The 19,567-nt window shown below is 56.6% G+C and carries 20 protein-coding genes, 1 tRNA gene and 1 other RNA gene; 15 read left to right on the top strand and 7 right to left on the bottom strand.

The genetic code is table 11. From position 1 onward, the window contains the following. The first annotated feature begins 73 nt into the window (after window positions 1-73). Window positions 74-970 carry a LysR family transcriptional regulator gene (locus KP702_RS07250; RefSeq protein ID WP_202207593.1) on the top strand — a complete coding sequence of 299 codons (897 nt, stop codon included), beginning with the start codon at window positions 74-76 and terminating at the stop codon, window positions 968-970. A gap of 37 nt (window positions 971-1,007) precedes the next feature. Beyond that, window positions 1,008-1,196, top strand: a complete 189-nt coding sequence (locus KP702_RS07245; protein WP_215768719.1) for a hypothetical protein — start codon at window positions 1,008-1,010, stop codon at window positions 1,194-1,196. Window positions 1,197-1,419: 223 nt separating this feature from the next. Here the strand turns inward: KP702_RS07245 and KP702_RS07240 are convergent, their stop codons facing one another. The 3 genes from KP702_RS07240 to KP702_RS07230 form a co-directional block, all read right to left on the bottom strand. Continuing rightward, complete coding sequence (locus KP702_RS07240) at window positions 1,420-1,725, bottom strand: integration host factor subunit beta (protein WP_202207315.1); 306 nt, start codon at window positions 1,723-1,725, stop codon at window positions 1,420-1,422. Between the two features lie 39 nt (window positions 1,726-1,764). Beyond that, window positions 1,765-2,718, bottom strand: a complete 954-nt coding sequence (gene sppA / locus KP702_RS07235) for a signal peptide peptidase SppA (RefSeq protein WP_202207314.1) — start codon at window positions 2,716-2,718, stop codon at window positions 1,765-1,767. 68 nt (window positions 2,719-2,786) lie between these two features. Beyond that, window positions 2,787-3,251: a MucR family transcriptional regulator gene (locus tag KP702_RS07230; RefSeq protein WP_046901389.1), complete on the bottom strand. Its 465-nt coding sequence runs from the start codon at window positions 3,249-3,251 to the stop codon at window positions 2,787-2,789. A 423-nt stretch (window positions 3,252-3,674) separates the two neighbouring features. On the opposite strand from KP702_RS07230, the gene KP702_RS07225 reads away from it, so the two are divergent. Continuing rightward, window positions 3,675-4,721 carry a UdgX family uracil-DNA binding protein gene (locus KP702_RS07225; protein WP_237389934.1) on the top strand — a complete coding sequence of 349 codons (1,047 nt, stop codon included), beginning with the start codon at window positions 3,675-3,677 and terminating at the stop codon, window positions 4,719-4,721. A 31-nt stretch (window positions 4,722-4,752) separates the two neighbouring features. Further along, a complete protein-coding gene (locus tag KP702_RS07220) occupies window positions 4,753-6,999 on the top strand; it encodes an FUSC family protein (RefSeq protein ID WP_202207312.1) in 2,247 nt (748 codons plus the stop codon). 164 nt (window positions 7,000-7,163) lie between these two features. Here KP702_RS07220 and KP702_RS07215 read toward each other — a convergent pair. Further along, window positions 7,164-7,253, bottom strand: a tRNA-Ser gene (locus tag KP702_RS07215). Between the two features lie 285 nt (window positions 7,254-7,538). On the opposite strand from KP702_RS07215, the gene rplU reads away from it, so the two are divergent. The 4 genes from rplU (at window position 7,539) to proB (ending at window position 10,367) form a co-directional block, all read left to right on the top strand. After that, window positions 7,539-7,853, top strand: a complete 315-nt coding sequence (gene rplU / locus KP702_RS07210) for a 50S ribosomal protein L21 (protein WP_046901386.1) — start codon at window positions 7,539-7,541, stop codon at window positions 7,851-7,853. Window positions 7,854-7,879: 26 nt separating this feature from the next. Beyond that, entirely contained in the window at window positions 7,880-8,146 is a 267-nt protein-coding gene (gene rpmA, locus KP702_RS07205) for a 50S ribosomal protein L27 (protein ID WP_046901385.1), read from the top strand. 77 nt (window positions 8,147-8,223) lie between these two features. Next, window positions 8,224-9,234 carry a GTPase ObgE gene (obgE, locus tag KP702_RS07200; RefSeq protein ID WP_064273106.1) on the top strand — a complete coding sequence of 337 codons (1,011 nt, stop codon included), beginning with the start codon at window positions 8,224-8,226 and terminating at the stop codon, window positions 9,232-9,234. After that, window positions 9,231-10,367: a glutamate 5-kinase gene (gene proB / locus KP702_RS07195; RefSeq protein ID WP_202207311.1), complete on the top strand. Its 1,137-nt coding sequence runs from the start codon at window positions 9,231-9,233 to the stop codon at window positions 10,365-10,367. The genes obgE and proB overlap by 4 nt, the downstream gene beginning before the upstream one ends. Window positions 10,368-10,390: 23 nt before the next feature. Here proB and KP702_RS07190 read toward each other — a convergent pair whose 3' ends face one another. Together KP702_RS07190 and KP702_RS07185 are read right to left on the bottom strand one after the other, a co-directional pair. Then, window positions 10,391-10,981 (bottom strand): hypothetical protein, encoded by a 591-nt coding sequence (locus tag KP702_RS07190; protein WP_215768718.1) that lies wholly within the window; start codon window positions 10,979-10,981, stop codon window positions 10,391-10,393. Window positions 10,982-11,039: 58 nt separating this feature from the next. Next, entirely contained in the window at window positions 11,040-11,306 is a 267-nt protein-coding gene (locus KP702_RS07185) for a GapR family DNA-binding domain-containing protein (protein ID WP_007283547.1), read from the bottom strand. Between the two features lie 270 nt (window positions 11,307-11,576). Here KP702_RS07185 and zwf point away from each other — a divergent pair, with 270 nt between their 5' ends. Together zwf and KP702_RS07175 are read left to right on the top strand one after the other, a co-directional pair. Next, the gene (gene zwf, locus KP702_RS07180; protein WP_202207309.1) at window positions 11,577-13,046 is read left to right on the top strand and encodes a glucose-6-phosphate dehydrogenase; all 1,470 of its coding nucleotides are present in this window, start codon (window positions 11,577-11,579) and stop codon (window positions 13,044-13,046) included. A 6-nt stretch (window positions 13,047-13,052) separates the two neighbouring features. Then, window positions 13,053-13,511 carry a hypothetical protein gene (locus tag KP702_RS07175; protein WP_046902046.1) on the top strand — a complete coding sequence of 153 codons (459 nt, stop codon included), beginning with the start codon at window positions 13,053-13,055 and terminating at the stop codon, window positions 13,509-13,511. Window positions 13,512-13,520: 9 nt separating this feature from the next. Here KP702_RS07175 and KP702_RS07170 read toward each other — a convergent pair whose 3' ends face one another. Next, window positions 13,521-14,513, bottom strand: a complete 993-nt coding sequence (locus tag KP702_RS07170) for an alpha/beta hydrolase (RefSeq protein WP_202207308.1) — start codon at window positions 14,511-14,513, stop codon at window positions 13,521-13,523. Window positions 14,514-14,588: 75 nt separating this feature from the next. Between KP702_RS07170 and rnpB the strand changes: the two genes are divergently transcribed. The 5 genes from rnpB to KP702_RS07145 all read left to right on the top strand — a co-directional run bounded on the left by rnpB (window position 14,589) and on the right by KP702_RS07145 (window position 19,567). Beyond that, an RNA gene (gene rnpB / locus KP702_RS07165) (RNase P RNA component class A) lies at window positions 14,589-14,992 on the top strand. Between the two features lie 286 nt (window positions 14,993-15,278). Further along, the gene (gene mraZ, locus KP702_RS07160) at window positions 15,279-15,749 is read left to right on the top strand and encodes a division/cell wall cluster transcriptional repressor MraZ (RefSeq protein WP_046901379.1); all 471 of its coding nucleotides are present in this window, start codon (window positions 15,279-15,281) and stop codon (window positions 15,747-15,749) included. Then, window positions 15,746-16,717, top strand: coding sequence for a 16S rRNA (cytosine(1402)-N(4))-methyltransferase RsmH (rsmH, locus tag KP702_RS07155; RefSeq protein ID WP_215768717.1), 972 nt, complete (start codon window positions 15,746-15,748; stop codon window positions 16,715-16,717). Before mraZ ends, rsmH begins: the two co-directional genes overlap by 4 nt. Then, complete coding sequence (locus tag KP702_RS07150) at window positions 16,714-17,514, top strand: hypothetical protein (protein ID WP_202207306.1); 801 nt, start codon at window positions 16,714-16,716, stop codon at window positions 17,512-17,514. Before rsmH ends, KP702_RS07150 begins: the two co-directional genes overlap by 4 nt. An 85-nt stretch (window positions 17,515-17,599) precedes the next feature. Continuing rightward, window positions 17,600-19,567, top strand: coding sequence for a penicillin-binding protein 2 (locus tag KP702_RS07145; RefSeq protein WP_202207305.1), 1,968 nt, complete (start codon window positions 17,600-17,602; stop codon window positions 19,565-19,567).

Below are 19,567 nucleotides of genomic sequence, written 5' to 3'. Positions count from 1 at the left end.
CGCTTAAACAACGCCAGGTGACATGGGCAAGAAGGACGAGGACCGACGCGCCAGCGATCGGGGAGACCACCACATGGATTGGGACAAACTGCGTATTTTCCACGCAGTCGCCGAAGCCGGGTCCTTCACCCATGCAGGTGACAGACTTAACCTGAGCCAGTCTGCCGTTTCGCGGCAGATTTCAGCTCTGGAGGAGGTTCTGCGTGTTCCGCTGTTTCATCGGCATGCACGAGGCCTCATCCTGACTGAACAGGGTGAGGTTCTGAATCGCACCGTGCGTGAAGTCTTCTCCAAGCTGGCCCTGACACAGGCATTCCTGAGCGAAAGCAAGGAACGAGCGGCGGGCAAAATAAAAATCACGACAACCACCGGTTTTGGCCTTTGTTGGCTTTCTCCGAGGCTGCATCGCTTTCTGGAACTGCACCCTGATATTGAGGTCACGCTTCTTCTTGAAGACGCAGACCTTGATCTGGGAATGCGTGAAGCAGACGTGGCTATTCGCCTGCATCCGCCAACACAGCCAGACCTTGTACAGCGTCATCTGGCCAATTTCCCTATGCCAATCTATGCCAGCCCCGACTATCTGGATCGGTACGGTACACCGACAAATCTGCAGGAACTGGCAGAACACCAGATCATTGGCTTTGCCGGGCGTCATTTGCCACTACCGAATGTAAACTGGCTTCTGGACCTTCTTCGGCATGAAGGGCTGGCACATCGTGGGAGCAGGCTGGCGATTAACAATATTGCCGCTGTTGCCAATGCCATTGCGTCCGGAACGGGAATTGGCTCTCTTCCGCTTTACACGGCAGCGTCTTATCCCAACCTGGTTAGAGTCCTGCCAGGTCAGGCTGTGCCTCTGGTAGAGGCATACTTTGTGTATCCAGAAGAACTACGAACATCTAAAAGGATCGCAGTATTCCGCGACTTCCTGCTTTCGGAAATCAGTAGCCTCAAGGGCCAGGAATAAGGCACATCTAACACCGCCGCGTTTATCCGCGGCGGCCGTGCCCCGTGACACAGACATGCTGGGCTGCGCTAGACCGGAAGACGGCTTCGCCAACCGGCGCGAAGCCATTTCCATGCCGGGCATGAGTGCTTTCAACGTTGCTCTTGAGAACAATCAAACCCAGTTGAGAACGATAACAGGGCACGACGGTAGCACGACCTTTAGGACCCTGTATCGTTTTTGCTGAAGCCGTTTTTTTAAGGGAAGATCCTGAGGCAGCTTGTGCCGAAGGAAGCCCGGTGCAGAACACTGCCCCTATGAAAATCGGGACTATCCAAACATGTAAAGAAAGGGCTTTCCGCATGCCCCCAGAGTAACGCACAACGGATCTCAGCGCGCGCCCGAAAACGATAGCTCTGCTGTTATGCTTCAAAAAGCGGCGCCCAAAACACAGCGAGAAGAATATCCAGTCACTCTGACCCGGCTAACTTCGTTGCGCTTTGATTCACACGCTCTCGCAGCTCCTTTCCAACCTTGAAAAAAGGAACACTTTTTTCTTCAACAGAAACAGTGTCCCCCGTTCGAGGATTCCTGCCCGTTCGTGCATCTCGGCGACGTGGAATGAATGCGCCGAAGCCCCGGAGTTCAACACGATCACCTCGTGCCAACGCTGCGCTGATCTCGTCAAAAATGGTGTGAACGATCCGCTCGATATCCCGCGTCAGAAGGTGCGGATAAATCGTGGAAAGCTCTGCAATAAGTTCCGATTTGGTCATGACTGCAGCCTATCTGCCTCCGCCCATGAAACTGGCTTTTCAGGGTTGCAGAATCGCAACGGCCCCGTCAAGGCTGCTGAGGGTTAATCGTCCTGCCAGCATCTCCGTGAAGCCTGTTCCAAACACACCTTCAAGCATGGCCCGTTTGCGGGGAAAATCATACCAGTGCTTCTTGGACACAGAAAGCAATGGCATGACGGGATACTGCGCGTCTCCAATTTTCAGGCGCTGCCTGAGCCATTGCCGCGCAGTGTCTTCATCACCCAATTCATCGACCAGACCTAAGCTCAGAGCCTGACGCCCCGTATAGGCCCGCCCATCAGCAAGACTCCGCACTTTGTCTTCAGGCATGTGCCGCCCTTTGACGACCATGGCGACAAACTGATCGAAGAGATCATTGACCAATCCCTGAAGCATCGTGCGCCCTTCAGGCGTCAGATGACTCGTAGGGTCAGTCTGATCTTTCATGGCACCAGACGTAATTGCAGCAACATCAATGCCGACACGCCCCAGCAGCGGGGAAAGATCGGGGCGCTGCAGGATCACACCGATCGAACCCGTCAATGTGGAAGGCAGTGCAACGATATGCTGTGCTGGAACTGAGAGCATGTAGGCAGCAGACGCGCCCATATCGCCCATCGTGACAACGACCGGCTTTACCTGCGCAAATTTCTCGATCGAGTCGTGCAGACGTTCCCCGCCCGTGACACCACCGCCCGGACTATCAACAACCAGTAGGAGTCCGGTTACTGAAGAAGATTTCTGCGCTTTGCGAAGAGCCGTCGTAATTTGGGAAACGTCATTTCCGATCACTCCGTGAATGACCAGACGCGCAATGTGGGGACGCGTATCAAAACTGGAAACTGTTGAGTGACTCTTACCAACGGCGAGAACGAGCGCCGCAAGAAAAAACAGAAGCGCAGCGCCCCTCCAGAGAAGGAGGCGCTTGCTGTCAGCCATGGATCGGAGAAGCGTCTCTGCCTCTAAACTCATGAAACAGTATTCTCCGACCACATGACAGATAGTGCTTTTTCAGAAAGACAATTCCAGAAAGCCGGGAATTAGTCCTGCTTCTTGGACTGACGCGTCCGGCCAGTTTCTTTCTTGCCTTCGCCTGTTGCGCTGATCTTGCGGCCCAGACCGATTTCGCGTGCCAGAGCCGAGCGGCGCTGTGCATAGTTCGGGGCAACCAGCGGGTAATCAGACGGAAGACCCCAACGCTCACGATACTGCTCTGGGGACATGTTGTATGCGCTCTGAAGGTGACGCTTGAGCATCTTCAGCTTTTTACCGTCTTCAAGGCAGACGATGTAATCCGGGAATACTGAACGCTTGATCGGCACAGCAGGCTGCGGACGCTCGGGCTGCGGCTCTTCCTGCGGAGCGCCAGCATTTGCAAGAGCTTCATAAACCTGGCGGATCAATGCCGGGAGAGACGCCGCATCCACATTACCCTTGGAGACCTGTGCAGCAACGATCTGTGCTGTAAGCTCCAACAGATCCGGGTGGGATGTATTCTCCGACATAATATCTTACCTTCCATTCAAAATAGCATTTTTACTATGCTCAACAGCGTGAAATCATTCTGCCGAGCCTGTTTGCAGAATATATACCCAATACCACCGAGATAGCCACTCAACTTTAATACCAAATTGACCACACGTTCCTTAAAAAAGAAGTAATCACTTCAGGACGTGTTTCGGAATTCGCTAACTTTCTTTCCAGGAAGCCTTATGCAACCCGTTGACGCTTCACTCTGTTCACCAAGTGATTTTTCAGGATGGCGAACACAATCTCGTAATTTCCTGAGCAAGCGAATCCCAGCGTCTTCCATCACTTGGAGTATTAGAGCGCCTACCGCTCTTTACGCAGCGAAAACCGATCGGGATTTACCTGACACTCCCTCCCCTTTTCGCTTACCCCGAAAATTTGCCGCCCTCATTCCGTCTGTGTTTGCATCCGATATCCCGGAGAGATTTGATCTTCTCTATCGCGCCCTGGAACATATCCAGGAGCACGGAAGCCCGCTTGAGACAGACATCACCCGGTTTGAGCAGATTGCCAGCACTGTTCGAGAGCAAATTCTTGAATTGAGGAGCGCGTTCCCAGAGAACCGGATAACAGACTGGCAGATCATTCGAACACGCCAAAAATTACAGCTCATAGACAGTCAGAGATCCCCTCTTATTAGACTACGGGTTTCTCCTTGGGTTCTCCTTTCAGACGAGACGACACTTTGCTGGGACGGCCACAAGTACCGCGTTGGACCACCCATTGATGAGGCAGGACAATCAGAGGCAGATCTAATTCGTCTTGCACAGAAAGCGGCGACGGCCGGGCAAGACAACGCCTTTTGGGCCAACCCGGCCACAGTGCATGTCACACCTGATCTGGAGGAGATTGAAAAGACGTCCTCTTTGTCAAACCTGCGGTCCCTCGCCGTCGATTGTTCTCTCTGTGATCTTTGCCACCACGCATCACGCACCGTTTCCGGAGAAGGCACGACGCAGGCACAGATCCTCTTTGTCGGCGAACAACCAGGAGATCAGGAAGATCTTCAGGGACGACCGTTTGTTGGCCCAGCCGGACAACTCTTCGAGCGCGCACTTCAGGAAGCCGGAGGCAATCGGGAACAGGCGTGGATCAGTAACGCCGTCAAACATTTCAAATTTGTCCCTCGCGGCACACGGCGCATCCACCAGAAACCGGACGCGGCTGAGGTGGCCTCCTGCGCTCCGTGGATCGCGGCGGAACGCCGTATCCTACACCCAAAAGTTACAGTTCTACTCGGTGTTACTGGCGCCAGTTCCGTCCTTGGACGATCAATCACTATTTCACGAGAGCGTTCCCGTTACATAACTTTGGAAGATGGCAGTACTGGCATTGTGACTGTCCACCCCTCTTACCTGCTCAGAATTCCGGATGAGGACAGCAGGACACGCGAATACACAAAATTTGTCGCAGATCTGAGAATGGCCATTTCCGCTCTCGCCTAATTGACAGCTTCAGGAGTAAGAAAGCCGCACAATGAGTGGCAGTACTACGTCAACAGGACGTCCGACTCCGAACAGTTCTCCATCAGGTGCAGGTGCGTCAGCCGCTCTGCGGCCAAGGGTCAAGCTGCCCCTGTCATGGATCTATGCGCCATCCGCAGCGACCCTGACTTTTGCTCTGCGAAATACATTTGCAGCCTGTCTCGCCATCGGAATTGCCTTCTGGATGGAGCTGGACAGTCCTGCATGGGCCGCAATGACTGTCTGGGCTGTTGCACAGGCCACCCGTGGGGAAAGCCAGTCCAAAGCCAAATGGCGTATCATTGGAACAATTACCGGAGCGGTCGCATCTATTGCGTTGATGGCAGCCGCGCCTCAGGCACCCTGGCTCTTCTTTCCCATGATCGCCGTCTGGATTGGCGTGTGCAGCGGACTCGCAACATTCGTAAGTAACTTCCGCTCTTATGCCCTTGTTCTTGCAGGATATACCTGCTCGATCATTTGCATGGATGCGGCCTCCGATCCGGACAATATCTTCACCGTTGCCGTTTCCAGAACCACTTACATTACCCTTGGCGTTCTGTGTGAAGCCTTCATGGGGCTGATCTTCGCCACCACTCAGGAACGGCAGGCCCGGATCCAGCTGCGCCAGAAGCTTGAATCTGCTCTGGTTCTCGTTACGAAGACGCTTACGAGTATTCTTGGTGAGGAACGCGGCGCCCTGAATGCAGCACGCAGGCAGTTCGGCACGATCCTCAGCATTAACGATCAGATTGAATTCGCAGAAGTCGAGATGGGCCCGCATGGACACGAAGGTGACCATGCCCGTGCCGCTCTTGCCTCCGTATCAGCCCTGCTGTCTCGCGGGTTCGGTATGGCAATGCGCCTGCAACTTCTGAACCATGACCACCCTGCCTTCACGCAGGCCGCTGATGAAATCCTCTCGTTCCTGAAGGATTTCCCGAAGCGTATTGCCAATACTGAATCTGTCCCGGATCTTTTGGCAGAACTCCAGCATCTCCGTGATGTTTGCCGCCTGTATGCTGCCCCTCACCGAATTACCGATCTTGAGAACAGCAATGAACCCATTCCTGGAACAGACCCGTTCGATCTACGCCTGAATGAACAGGATACCGAGACACACCTCGATGAACGCGTTCTCTTCATGTCACTTGGAGAATTGCTCGGGGACCTGGAACTTGCCATCAAGGAATACGAGGCCAGCACCCACTCTATTCCAGGCGATCATTTTCATTTCCAGCGCCAGACTCACCGCGACACACGCGAAGCAATTCATAACGGCCTTCGCGGGGCTTGTGCCGTTCTTGTTACGGCCCTGATTTATGAAGTCACAGCATGGCCAAGCGGACTTGGTTTCATCGCCATCACAACGCTGGTCTGCGGCCTGTTCGCCACTAAAGAAAACCCGGTTCTTGGTACTACCGAGTTTTTGAAAGGCGCTCTGGTCGCTTACGTCGTGGCGTGGATACTTGTCTTTGTCCTTATGCCCAAGGTCACGACCTTCGAGACTTTGGCGCTCTTCCTAGGTCCGGCCATGTTCCTTGGTGGCTTGGCAAAAGGCAATCCGTCCACTGCTGGCGGCGCTGCTGCTTATGGTCTTCTCCTCCCTGCAATGTTGGGACTGGAGAACCACCACGTGATGAACGAGGTGGCGTTTTATAACGGCAATATGGCCGTTGTTATGGCGGTGGGCATCAGTGTCCTGGTTTTCAGGACCGTATTGCCATTCAACAGTTCTGATGAACGGCTGCGTCTCCGCAGAATTATGCTGGCTGAACTGCGCGGGCTGGCGGATCCCGCACAGACACCTCAAATCAGTATCTGGATCGGCCGCAATACGGACCGTTTCGCACGCCTGATCCGCCATGCTGGCCCTACCCCCGCTCCGCTCATCGAAGCCTGTATTCTGGGGACGCTCGCCACACTTACGCTGGGCCTGAACATTATTCGCCTGCGAACACTGCTGGACCGCGAATACCTTCCCGACAGCGCACGACGCCCCATTCAATTGGTGCTCCATTACGTCGAACAATCCACACGTCGCCATGATAAAGCGGCCCGCGTTGCCAATGCGGCTGTAAGGCGCCTTCGCGCTCTGGATGAGCATGAGACAGATCTGGTCACGCGACTGGAAATGACGCGGGCGATCACCTACCTCGTTGTTATTGCCTACACGATGCAAACGAACGCCGATTTCCTAGATGCCAGCCGCCCATTTAGAGGCGAGCGTAGTCACCTGAAGGTGCAAGAATCACATTAGGCGATGAGAGGAATGCTCTTTTCGCATTCCTTGGGAATTTTGAATATTACAAAACGATTATAGTGCGCTCTGATGTAATCCAAATACCGCGATACAAACCGCACCCCACGATGGAGAATATTCCTCACAAGGGTTGAGGCCAGATATACAGATCTTAGGAATTATGGCGGAGAGGGTGGGATTCGAACCCACGGTACCCGCGAAGGCACAACGGTTTTCGAGACCGCCCCAATCGACCACTCTGGCACCTCTCCGTACGGTCCACAGAAGCAGACCTGATCGATGGCGCGGCTTATGACTGGCTTTTCAGCATAATGCAAGAGGGAGCCACCACTCTTTCCCTAATTAAAGATAGCATGGCCCGGTCGCAATTTGCTGTTTTTGATTGACTGGATGGCTGTCTCCTTGTATCGACCCGCCTGTTCTAGCCGTCCCATGTGGTCGGTCAGGAACCAACGATAAGAAGCGACTGGGCTGCGCCAGACCGGGAATACCCCGGCAAAAGCGGCCAAGAGATCGGAACAGCGAGAGTTTCCAGAATGTTTGCAGTCATCCGCACAGGCGGAAAACAGTACCGTGTTGCTCCTGAGAGCATCCTGAAGGTTGAAAAGCTTGAGGCTGAAGCCGGTAGCACCGTGACCTTCTCCGACGTCCTGATGGTCGGCAGCGAAGGCAGCGTGACCGTTGGCGCGCCGCTGGTTGCTGGCGCAACCGTGACGGCCACCGTGGTCGCACAGGATCGTCTGGCCAAGGTCATCATCTTCAAGAAGCGTCGCCGTCAGAACAGCCGTCGTAAGAATGGCCACCGCCAGCACGTTACCGTGCTGCGCATCGACGCGATCAACGCGGCCTGAAGCCGCACTAGGAAGGATACACAGCCATGGCACAAAAAAAGGCAGGCGGTTCCAGTCGTAACGGGCGCGATAGCGCCGGTCGCCGTCTCGGCGTCAAGAAGTTCGGCGGCGAAAGCGTTCTGGCAGGCAACATCATTGTCCGTCAGCGTGGAACCAAGATGAAGGCTGGCAGCAATGTTGGCATTGGTCGCGATCACACACTGTTCGCCCTTGTGGACGGACACGTGAAGTTCCAGCGTCGCGCCGAAGGCCGCGTCCACGTTTCCGTGGCGCTGCCGGAAGCCGCCGAGTAAGTCACCGCGCCCCAAGCGCGAGCGGAAGGGCCGGTCCTCCCAAGGGCCGGCCTTTTTCATATGTTGCGGATAATACGATGAAATTTCTCGACCAGGCCAAGATCTATGTACGTTCCGGCGATGGCGGTGACGGCGTGATCGCCTTCCGTCGGGAAAAGTACGTCGAATTCGGTGGCCCTGACGGTGGTAACGGCGGGCGTGGTGGCGATGTTCTTTTCCGCGCCGTCCCTGCCCTCAATACGCTGATCGACTTCCGATACACACAGCACTTCAAGGCCCGTAAAGGCGGCAACGGCGCAGGGTCCGATAGAACCGGTGCAGCTGCGGAAAACGTTATCATCAATGTGCCCGTCGGCACGCAGATCTTCGATGAAGACCGCGAGACACTCCTTGCAGATCTGGACGAAGACGGCAAAGAGATCCTTCTGTGCCGCGGCGGTGATGGTGGCAGAGGCAATGCCCATTACAAGACCAGCACCAATCGTGCGCCACGCCGTGCCGACAAGGGTTGGCCGGGTGAAGAGCGCTGGGTCTGGCTTCGCCTGAAACTCATTGCGGATGTGGGCCTGGTTGGCCTCCCGAATGCAGGCAAATCTACGCTTCTTTCCGTGGCATCCCGAGCGCGCCCGAAGATTGCAGACTACCCGTTTACCACTCTGCATCCGCAGCTTGGCGTCGTACGCTTGAATACGACTGAAGAGTTCGTAATTGCGGATATTCCGGGACTAATCGAAGGCGCAAGCGAAGGCGCAGGCCTCGGCGACCGCTTCCTGGGCCATGTCGAGCGCTGCGCAACGCTGCTTCATCTGATTGATGGAACAGAGTCTCAGATCGTGAAGCACTGGCGCCTGATCCGGAATGAGCTTGAAGCCTATGATCCGGTGCTGGCCGCCAAGCCTGAGATCATCGTGCTGAACAAGTGCGATTCCCTGACAGCTGAGCAGAAATCGGCAAAAAAGCGGGCTCTCGCAAAAGCATCTGGCGCAGAAGTACTGACACTCTCTGGGGTGACAGGTGAAGGTCTTCCCGAGCTGCTCCGGCTCCTTCAGGATCGCGTCAATGCAGCAAAGGAAAGCAAGCTGGCATGACCGCCAAGGCCCCTGCCCCTCAACTGGCGCAGGCGCGCCGGATTGTTATCAAGGTTGGAAGCGCCCTTCTTGTTGATGGCGCACAGGCAGCGCTGCGGGCCGACTGGCTGCGAAGTGTCTGTGAGGACATCGCCAGTCTCAGAAAGGCTGGCACTGAAGTGGTTGTCGTATCTTCAGGGGCAATTTCCCTTGCAAGACATCAACTGGGCCTGATGAACCGCCGCCTGCGCCTCGACGAAAAGCAGGCACTTGCTACAGTTGGACAGATTGGTCTCGCTCAGGGCTGGAGTGAGGCTCTTGCCAAGCACGGTCTTGTCGCAGGCCAACTTCTCCTTACGCCTGATGACACGGAAAGCCGCGAGCGGCATCTGAATGCTCGCGCTACACTCCAGACCTTGCTGGACCTTGGCTGCATTCCCGTCATCAATGAAAATGATGCCATCGCTACCTCGGAAATTCGTTTTGGTGACAACGATCGTTTAGGCGCCCGTGTTGCGCAGATGATTGAAGCAGATTGTCTCGTTCTCCTCTCCGACATTGACGGCCTCTACACGGCAGACCCCCGCACGAATCCAGCCGCGCGCCATATTCCGGTCATTGAGCAAGTGACGGACGACATCATGGCCATGGGGGGCGAGCCTCCACCTGGCTACTCGTCTGGCGGGATGCGTACGAAGCTTATGGCGGCGCGAATTGCCAATCGCGCTGGCGCAGCCATGGTCATTGCGGCAGGACAGGCGCAGAATCCCATTCAGAAGCTTCTGGATGGTGGTCTGTGCACTTGGTTCCTTCCCCAGACGGATACGGGATCTGCCCGCAAACGTTGGATCGGAAGCAGCCTGCACCCCAAGGGTTCTCTTGTGATTGATGCGGGAGCGCAGAATGCCCTGATCGTGGGCGCATCACTCCTTCCCGCTGGCGTTACCGCAATTGACGGACATTTCGAGCGCGGCGATCTTGTTTTGATCAAAGATGCGCGGGGAAATGTGTTGGGTCGTGGGCTGGCGTCCTACACCTCCGAAGAGTGCGTAAAGCTTATCGGCCATCACTCGGAAGAAATGGAGCAGCTTTTAGGCTACCGTGGTCGCGATGTTCTGATTCATCGCGATGATCTTGTGCTGGATCAGCACTAAAGCCCTTCCAGCACAAACCGTTCTTAGTCTCTTGGCAGCCACCGGAGCTTTGGCTCCGCGCGGGTCCTAAAGGCCTCGTCATCATCACTTCGGCTGGCTACGGAGCGAGGAGCAAGCTCTTCCCGTTCCCGAGCAGCACGAATTCGCGCCTGCTCACCCTCCCAAGGCGCGCGAGACCAGCTTTTTTTAGCGACCTCAGGCTTCTTGGCTACTCTTCGCAGAGCGTCAGGATCAGCCACCAACGGACCGTCTTCATAGGACGGCCCTTCAGCACGCACGACAGCAGCAGGCTCAAAATAATCCGCTGGTTCAGACGGTACGCGCTCAACTGAGGGCGTTTTCTGAACTGGCGCACGAACACTGTCAGTCCGGCTTTCTTCGGCAGACGGCCGCCCGGCGGCAACCATCCGGTCTGATGGCGGGGCCGTCAGACGCAGAGACAGTGATTGAAGCTCTGCACGCAGTTCTGCAATCTGGAACTCAAGTTCCTGCAACCGTGGCTTAACACCGAAAACGGCAAACGGCATGCAGACCAGTGCCAGGGCGAACAGCCCGGCAATGATCAGCAGAGACATCAATGCCCATGCGGGCAACCATGAAATATCGGGCATCATGCTCCGGTCCGGATATTAAAAGAGCCAGACAATGCGGGTTCGATCCGGAGACGCCGGATTACATACCAAGAGCGCGGCGATAGATATCAAGAAGTGTTTCCTGCTCTTCCACTTCCGCAGGCTCCTGCTTACGCAGCTTGATGATCTGCTTGATCACCTTCACGTCAAAACCCGCAGACTTGGCTTCAGAGAAAATATCCTTGATGTCACCCGCCAGAGCCTTGCGTTCTTCCTCCAGACGCTCGACCCGCTCAATGATGGAGCGCAGGCGGTCAGCAGCAATGCCACCCGTTGCGGCGCCTTCGATTTTGCTTTCTGCGTCCATGTTCATTTTCCTTTTTCAGGCATAAGTCCGGGGCATCGCAGAGATGCGACACCAGCCGCGCGGCTTATCGCGCCAAGGCTTGGGAGGTCAACGGAATTATGTGCACATTTAGGGAACGCACGCGTTTCCGTGATGCCTCCTCCCGATGTCGTGCATGCCCGTTCCCTTGACATAAAGCCCCTCAGAGCGGAACTAGACCCTGCCTGCAAAGGCCTGAACCCTAAACCCTTTTCCCCCGACAATCCGGGTTCGAGAGGTCAGAGAGCACCCATGGAACACGTCCAGCAAGTCGAACCATTCGACTATGTTATCTTTGGCGCCACCGGCGATCTCACAATGCGCAAGCTTCTGCCTGCGCTTTATAACCGTCTCCGCATGGGACAGATACCAGACGATGCCCGCATCATTGGTACGGCCCGTACGGATATCGACCGGGACGGCTATGTTGCCCGCGCCAAAGAGGCGCTGGAACGCTTCATCCCCGATGATGTCCGGTCTCCGGTCCTCGTAGACCGTTTTCTGGGACTTTTACATTACGTCACACTTGATGGCACGAAGGCCGACAGTGACTGGAGCGCCCTGTCCTCCATTCTCTCCGAAGCCCCGTCTGACCGGATCCGCGTTTATTACTTCGCGACAGCCCCGCAACTGTACGGAAGAATTTGCGAGAACCTGCACGGCCATAGCCTCGTAACGCCTCGTTCGCGCGTCGTGCTGGAGAAGCCGATTGGCACGGACATGGCGACCGCGACTGCCATCAATGACGGCGTGGGCCAGTATTTCCCGGAAAATCAGGTCTATCGTATTGACCATTATCTCGGGAAAGAGACTGTCCAGAACGTTCTGGCTCTTCGTTTTGCCAATCCGATCATGAACGCCGTCTGGTCTGCCGAGCAGATCGAGAGTGTTCAGATCACGGCTGCTGAAACCGTCGGGGTTGAAGGGCGTGCCTCCTACTACGACACCTCAGGTGCCATGCGGGACATGATCCAGAATCATCTCCTGCAGGTGCTGTGTCTGGTCGCGATGGAAGCGCCTGATTCCCTGGAAGCCGATACCGTCCGTAATGCCAAGCTGGCCGTGCTGAACGCACTCCGCCCGATTACGGATGAAACTGTCGCTTCTGAGACCGTACGTGCGCAGTACACGGCCGGCGTTGTCGGTGGCCAGAGCGTTCCGGGCTACCTGGAAGAGCTGGGACAGCCGAGCAACACGGAAACATACGCCGCAGTGCGCGCCTGGGTCGATACTCCACGCTGGAAGGGTGTTCCGTTCTACATCCGGACGGCGAAGCGCTCTGCACGCAAGGTCAGCGAGATTGTTATTCGTTTCCGCTCTGCGCCCACTGCTCTGTTTGGTGCCGCACCAGCAGAAAACCGACTGGTCATTCGCATTCAGCCGAACGAGGGTGTTGAGCTCCAGCTTAACGTCAAGAACCCCGCTCTGGACGCCTATACCCTGCGTACGGCAGATCTCGACACGACAATCCGCATGGAAGGTGGCCTGCCCTTTCCGGACTCGTATGAGCGCCTTCTGCTTGACGCGGTGCGTGGGAATCCGGTTCTGTTCATTCGCCGTGACGAAGTTGAAGCGGCATGGCGCTGGGCCGAGCCTGTGCTCAAGGCCTGGAGCGAGAACAAGGTGCCGATGCAGACTTACAGTGCCGGGTCTTATGGTCCGGAGAAATCTGCAGCGCTGCTCGCCGACAAGGGCGACAAGTGGCACGAAGACATGGAGTAATTGCTTTTGACTGACCCCGCGAACGCGAAGCCCCGTTTTACACGGGGCACACGGCGTCCGCCCCGTACACTCAAACAGCACCTGATGCGCCGGCTCCTGATTGTGGTGCCGGCGTTTCTGCTGATGTTCGTGGTCGTTCGTTCCGGACTTCTGGATTTTTCCTACGACAAGTTTACGTTCAACAAGCTGAGCTGGTTCGATAATACAGCCCTTGTGGAACATCTGCGGCTTGTCGTGACCAACGACGGACTGACGGACATGCCCAAGCGTTGTCTCGTGTTCGTTGTGAATGGCAATGCTGCCGAAAATAATCCGGACATTGATGTTCTGGGACGCCACGGTAATGGCTGCCCCGGAGACAAACCGTCAGCTGACAAACTGTTCAGCCTGAAGGTTGATCGCAGTGAGCGCACGATTCAAACCGATGCAGGAACGCCTGGTACGTTCCACGAACTGCGGCTTTAAAGCTTCCGCTCAGGAAGGTCGTGATCCGACCTTCCTGAAAGCCTCGCGTAAAAATACGCCCCCTTCCCGCAATGCCGTCCGCCCATCCCTGAACAGGGCATACCCGTTCAGAAAGCCATGAATCATGCGTGGAAACACCCGGTATTTAACGGTTCCTCCAGCCTCCCTAAGCAATCGCGTGTAGAGTTCACCTTCTCCACGCAAAGGGTCAAACCCGGCCGTCACGATCATGGCGGGAGGAAGGTCAGTCAGATGATCCGCAAAAACAGGCGAAAATTCCGGATCGAAAAGCTGATCGGACGATGAAAGCGTCTGAGAACAGTACCAATACAGAAGGTCTGTCGTCAGCATGTAGCCCTCCGCGTAATCATGCCGGGATAAAGGAATGACCGGGCCACTCAGCGCGGGATAATAAAGAAGCTGGGCAGCCAGTTGCAGATCAGGCTGTGAGCGACTCCATTGCGCCAAAACAGCTGACAGATTTCCACCAGCACTATCCCCTGCCACAGCAATCGGCAGATCCGGCGCTGCCAGTTTGAGCCATTGAAGGGCTGCCTGCGCGTCTCTTAGGCCCGCGGGAAAGCGATGTTCCGGTGCCAGGCGGTAATCGAGAGACAAGACCATTGCGCCTGAAGACGCAGCGATGCGGCAACAAATCCCATGATGTGACGTCGTATCGCAATGTACGAATCCGCCACCGTGCAGGAACAGCACCACGCCCGATACGGCCCCTCTTGGCCGATACAGGCGTGCAGGTCGCGGGCCTTCCCCGCCGGGAACCCTGATGTCTACCCATTTGCAGATCCGCAGCGATGACAGGCATTGCGGAAAGCTGGGGCGCCCGGTGATCTTCCGTATCTGCTTCAGCACCTCCGGCGACGGGGCCGGACCGGGGATCTCTGGAACCACCTCAACAGGCACTGCCGGACGTACAATACCTCGGCGACGAGCCTGCCATGCGAGCCACGCGAGGAACACCCTCAGGGCAAATACTGGTTTCATTCCAGCATCATGCCGCGAAACAAGAACAAAGTCTGCCCTTGACCCGCAAACGCTCCCGGCGCAAGGTCCGCACCGCCAGACGGCTGGACGGTCGCTGTGATTGGGATGAGGATCCCCGTCATGGAGGAAAGTCCGGGCTCCATGGGACAACGGTACCGGCTAACAGCCGGCGGGGGCGACCCTAGGGATAGTGCCACAGAAAACAGACCGCCCGCCGGACTGTTCCTTCTTGGAATACGTCGCGGGTAAGGGCGAAACGGTGTGGTAAAAGCACACCGCGATGCCGGCAACGGCGTCGGTCACGGTAAACCCTACCGGGAGCAAAACCGAATAGGAACGGCAGGCTGTCGCAAGGCAGCCGGGAGCGTCTCACTCCGTCGTTCGGGTTGGTTGCGTGAGGCATGCAGCGATGCATGTCCCAGAGGAATGATCGTCCCGCCTTTGGCGGACAGAACCCGGCTTACAGGCCGTCTGGCACCTCTGATAAAAAACGTTCTCCAGTAATTCTCAAAAGCTACGCCATGAGAACATAAAGGGAACAAATAACGGCAGGTATAGATCTCGCCGTGCGATTATCCCTGATAATTCCTAACAAACAGCAAAAAATCGCGTCACAATTTCCACCATGAAAATAGCCGCAGTTTTCTGCGGTTTTTCGCAGATATATGTTTGACGTCCCATGAAATCCCATGGTATCCCAAGAAAGAACAGAGAAATACCTGATCACCTTGCGCAAGTCCTGAAGTGAAGGGAGGCACATCATCAATGAGCATGTTCCTCGGCACACATCAGAACCGCTTTGACGCCAAGGGACGTGTTTCCATTCCGGCCCCCTTCCGATCCGCTCTCAGAACGCAGGCTCAGCCCGGCGAAGCGCTGGTCATTCTTCGGCCCTCACATCTTCATCCGTGCATCGAAGCCTGGACGTCCGCCGCTTTCGCCTCTCTGGCGCAGCCTCTGGACGAATACGATCCGTTCTCTGAAGACCACGAAGATCTAGCTGCAAGCCTTTACGCAGATGCGTATCCGCTCGACAGCGACAAGGAAGGCCGGATCATTCTTCCCGATGTTCTGCGCGCCCATGCATCGCTAAGCGACGAAGTGTCCTTCATGGGACTGGGTCGCGTTTTCCAGATCTGGAATCCGGCAGCAGCAGCAGAACGTCGTCACCAGGCCCGCGCACGGGCAAAAGAACTTACCAGCAGCCGCAAACCGGCCACCGGAGATGCGGCATGAACGCAATCACGCTCGTCCATCAAGGACATGTTCCCGTCATGCTGAAGGAGGTGCTCGCAGCACTTTCCCCGCGTGAGGGCGGCCGGTATCTGGATGGAACATTTGGGGGCGGCGGTTACGCACGTGCCATACTCAACAGCGCAGATTGCACCCTGCACGGCATTGACCGTGACCCGACTGCGATTGCCCGTGGTGAAGCCATGGCCGAGCAGGCCAATGGTCGACTGTTCATGCATCAGGGAACATTCGGGGACATGGAAGCGCTTGTGGGCCAGGACGGACCGTTTGACGGCATCGTTCTGGATCTCGGTGTTTCTTCCTTCCAGATTGATCAGGCTGAACGCGGCTTTTCTTTCCGTAATGATGGTCCGCTGGATATGCGCATGGGGGACGAAGGCCCCTCTGCTGCCGATCTGGTAAATTCCATGAAGGAAGGTGATCTGGCGGATGTTCTCTATCGTTATGGCGAAGAGAAGCTGTCCCGTCGCATCGCACGCGCCATTGTGGCAGCCCGCGCGGAAGAACCCATTACGACCACGGGTCGCCTCGCTCACATCGTTCGCTCCTGCGTCCCCAAAGACCGCTCCAAGATCGATCCCGCTACACGCAGCTTTCAGGGCCTCCGGATTGCTGTGAACGACGAGTTGGGCGAACTGGAACGCGCGCTGGAGGCAGCCCCTCGCCTTCTGGCTCCAGGCGGCGTGTTCGTTGTTGTGACCTTCCATTCCCTTGAAGATCGTCTGGCCAAGCGCGCCATGGCGGAACTGGCAGGTCGCACTGCCAATCCGTCCCGCTATGACCCGGCGCCTGTCCGGAAAGAGCCTTCGGCTTTTTCTCTCCTGTATTCCCGCCCCCTGCCTGCCACGGAAGAGGAAGCGCGGGATAACCCCAGAGCACGCAGCGCCCGGTTGCGCGCTCTGGTTCGTAATTCCGCCCCACAACCGCCCGCCTCAGGAAACCGAGCATGATCCGGCCCTTCACCATCGCCTGCGCTGTTCTCGCCGCAGGGTCTGGCCTGTTTCTCTACACCAAGAAGCATGAGACGACGGTCCTCGACCAGAAGATCACCAAGGTGGTCCAGGAAACGCAGAAAGTCCGCGCGCAGACAGCCATGATGCGCACGGAATGGGCCCTGTTGAACCAGCCGGATCGCCTGAACACTCTGGCAGCGCGCTTTCTTCCCGACCTTCACCCTATGGCCCCGGATCAGTTCATCCGCATGGCCAGTCTTGAGGCACGCCTTCCAAACCCGGGCTCGCGCCCGGTTCCAACAGATCCGCGCGAAAGCCTGCATGAAGTCGTCAACCGTGCGGCGACCGAGGCACATCTTCCGCTGCCGGCTCCTCCGGTTGTTCACCCAGTTGCGCCCGTTCAGCATACTCCGGTTATTGCTGCAGCCACGCCTGCAGTTCCCACACCTCATGTCATGACAGCCCGTGCCGTTACGACGCATGTTGCTCACCCGCATGCTGACCGGATTGTCCATTCCCCAGACATGGATCTGGCCTCTGCTCGTCCTGTGACGCCGCATGTCAGTGCGACAACCCGTTCGGACGTGACGCCGACCGTTCGTCTTGTGAGCTATCATGGCGCACGCCCGACACCACTGGTCGCTGCTGCGTGGCACACACAACCCGTTCATCAGGTTCGTGAGGCGTCCTTGACCCGCGTTGCTGAAGAACGCCCGCGCCCGCACCATCATGCCAGCTCTGCGCTGGGAAATGACGAAGACGCATTGCCCCCGCCAGTTCCGTTGGCTAACTGAGACCCTCTCTTCTTTATTAACTGCTCGTTCAGTATTTTCCGGATAGCTTCGGGCGAGCACCTTAGACAGGACGCAACGCCGCACGATGCCCCAGGACGTGCCACCCCCATCAGGTTCGCGTCGCGCAGCGCGCCCGGGCAAACGGGCAGAGCGGCGCGACACACAGACGGCAGTGCGAACGCCTTCCCGCCGTCTTAATCTGGATCAGATGCATAGTCGCCTTCTGGGCGTCGGCATGGGTTTTCTGGCCATTTATGGCGCAGTTGCCCTCAAAGCCACGTTCGCAACGGTGCTGATGCCTATGGAGCCCGAGAAGCGCCAGATCGCACCTCAGGTTCCAGAAATTCCGAAAAGCGATCCACGCGGTGAAATGGCAGGAGATTTTGTCCTGCCTACAGTCAAACGCGCGACCATCACCGATCGCAATGGACAGGCTCTGGCGCTGTCTCTCCCCGTCGCGCAGGTTTACGCAAATCCGATGGAGTTGATTGATCCGGAGGATGCGACGAAGAAGCTTAAAACTGTACTGCCCAAACTGGATGAAGCCGAAACCGTTCGTCGCCTCTCGTTAAAGAAGCAGTTCGTTTACATTGCCCGTGATATTTCCCCCGTGCAGGAAATTGCAATCAATAACCTTGGTATTCCCGGCATCTATTTTGAGGCCGGTGAGCGCCGTCATTATCCTCTTGGCCGGACTGCAGCCCAGATCATGGGCAGCGTGGATATTGATGATCATGGCATCGCAGGCGTGGAGCGCTTTTTTGATCAGCGCCTGAATTCGGACCGCACACCGCTGCGCCTCTCTCTGGATGTTCGCGTTCAGGCCGTGGCACATGATGAGTTGCAGGCTGCCAAGGATGAATTCTCGGCAATCGGCGCTTCGGCCATTGTCATGGATGTTCGGACGGGCGAAATTCTCGCCATGGTCAGCCTCCCTGACTATGACGCCAATGATTTCAACCACGCACCGAACGACGCGCGCTTCAACCGTGCTGTGACAGGCATGTACGAGCCTGGCTCGACATTCAAGCTCCAGACAGCCGCAATGGGTCTCCAGCTTGGTGTGGTTCATATCTGGGATCGGTTTTCGACCATTCCCATTCGTGTTGGCCGCTTCACCATCCGCGATATGAAGACTGATCATTTTGCACCATGGCTGTCTCTACCGGGCGTGCTGGCATATTCGTCCAACCCGGCCGCAGCCCATATTGCCCTGGATGTAGGCGCCCAGCGCCAGCAGGACTGGCTGCGAAACATGGGCTTCTTCAACCGCGTCCCGGTTGAGCTTCCAGAAGCCGGACGTCCCCTAGTACCCGCATCGAAAAACTGGGGCCTCTCCACTGTCATGACTGTCGGCTTCGGCCATGGTGTGGCTGAGCCTCCGCTGGCCATTGTCCGCGGCACGGCGGCCACCGTGAATGGCGGCATTCTTTTGAAGCCCACACTGGTGGCCCGGGATCAGCAGGACGAAAGTCAGACACCTGATGCCAAGGTGCGCCCCGTTGTTTACAAGCCCGACGAGGCAGATAGCGGCGATGACATTGGCGCACAGACACCTGTCGGAACGCGGGTTCTGTCAGAGAAGACGTCTGCTCTGCTGCGCAAACTGCTGCGTCTTGACGTAACATTGGGAAGCGGCAAATCGGCTGAAGTTCCGGGCTATTACGTGGGTGGCAAAACAGGCACGGCTGAAAAGATCGGTGCTCATGGTGGATACCTGAAACACGTCAACGTTTCGGCCTTCACCAGTGTTTTCCCGATGAACAACCCGCATTATGCGGTGTATGTCATGCTCGATAGCCCACAGGGCACTGCGGCCACACATGGCTGGACCACCGCCGCATGGAACGCAGCGCCAACTGTCAAGAAAATCATTTCCCGTGTTGGGCCTATCCTGAACCAGTTCCCGGATACAGCCAACAAGGACGCCATTGATGCATCTCTCGCCATCCCCATGAATCCGTCCGTGCCAGCGGGCTATCGTGCCCTTGGCCCTGGTAACGACCCTGGGGATCCGCGCAATCAGGCGCACACTCCCAAGACACAGCACTGA

It is taken from the genome of Gluconobacter sp. P5B12 (assembly GCF_018812035.1).
GTDB lineage: Bacteria > Pseudomonadota > Alphaproteobacteria > Acetobacterales > Acetobacteraceae > Gluconobacter.
Note: the sequence above shows the minus strand (reverse complement) of the source record. Positions and strands in the feature narration are given on the sequence as shown.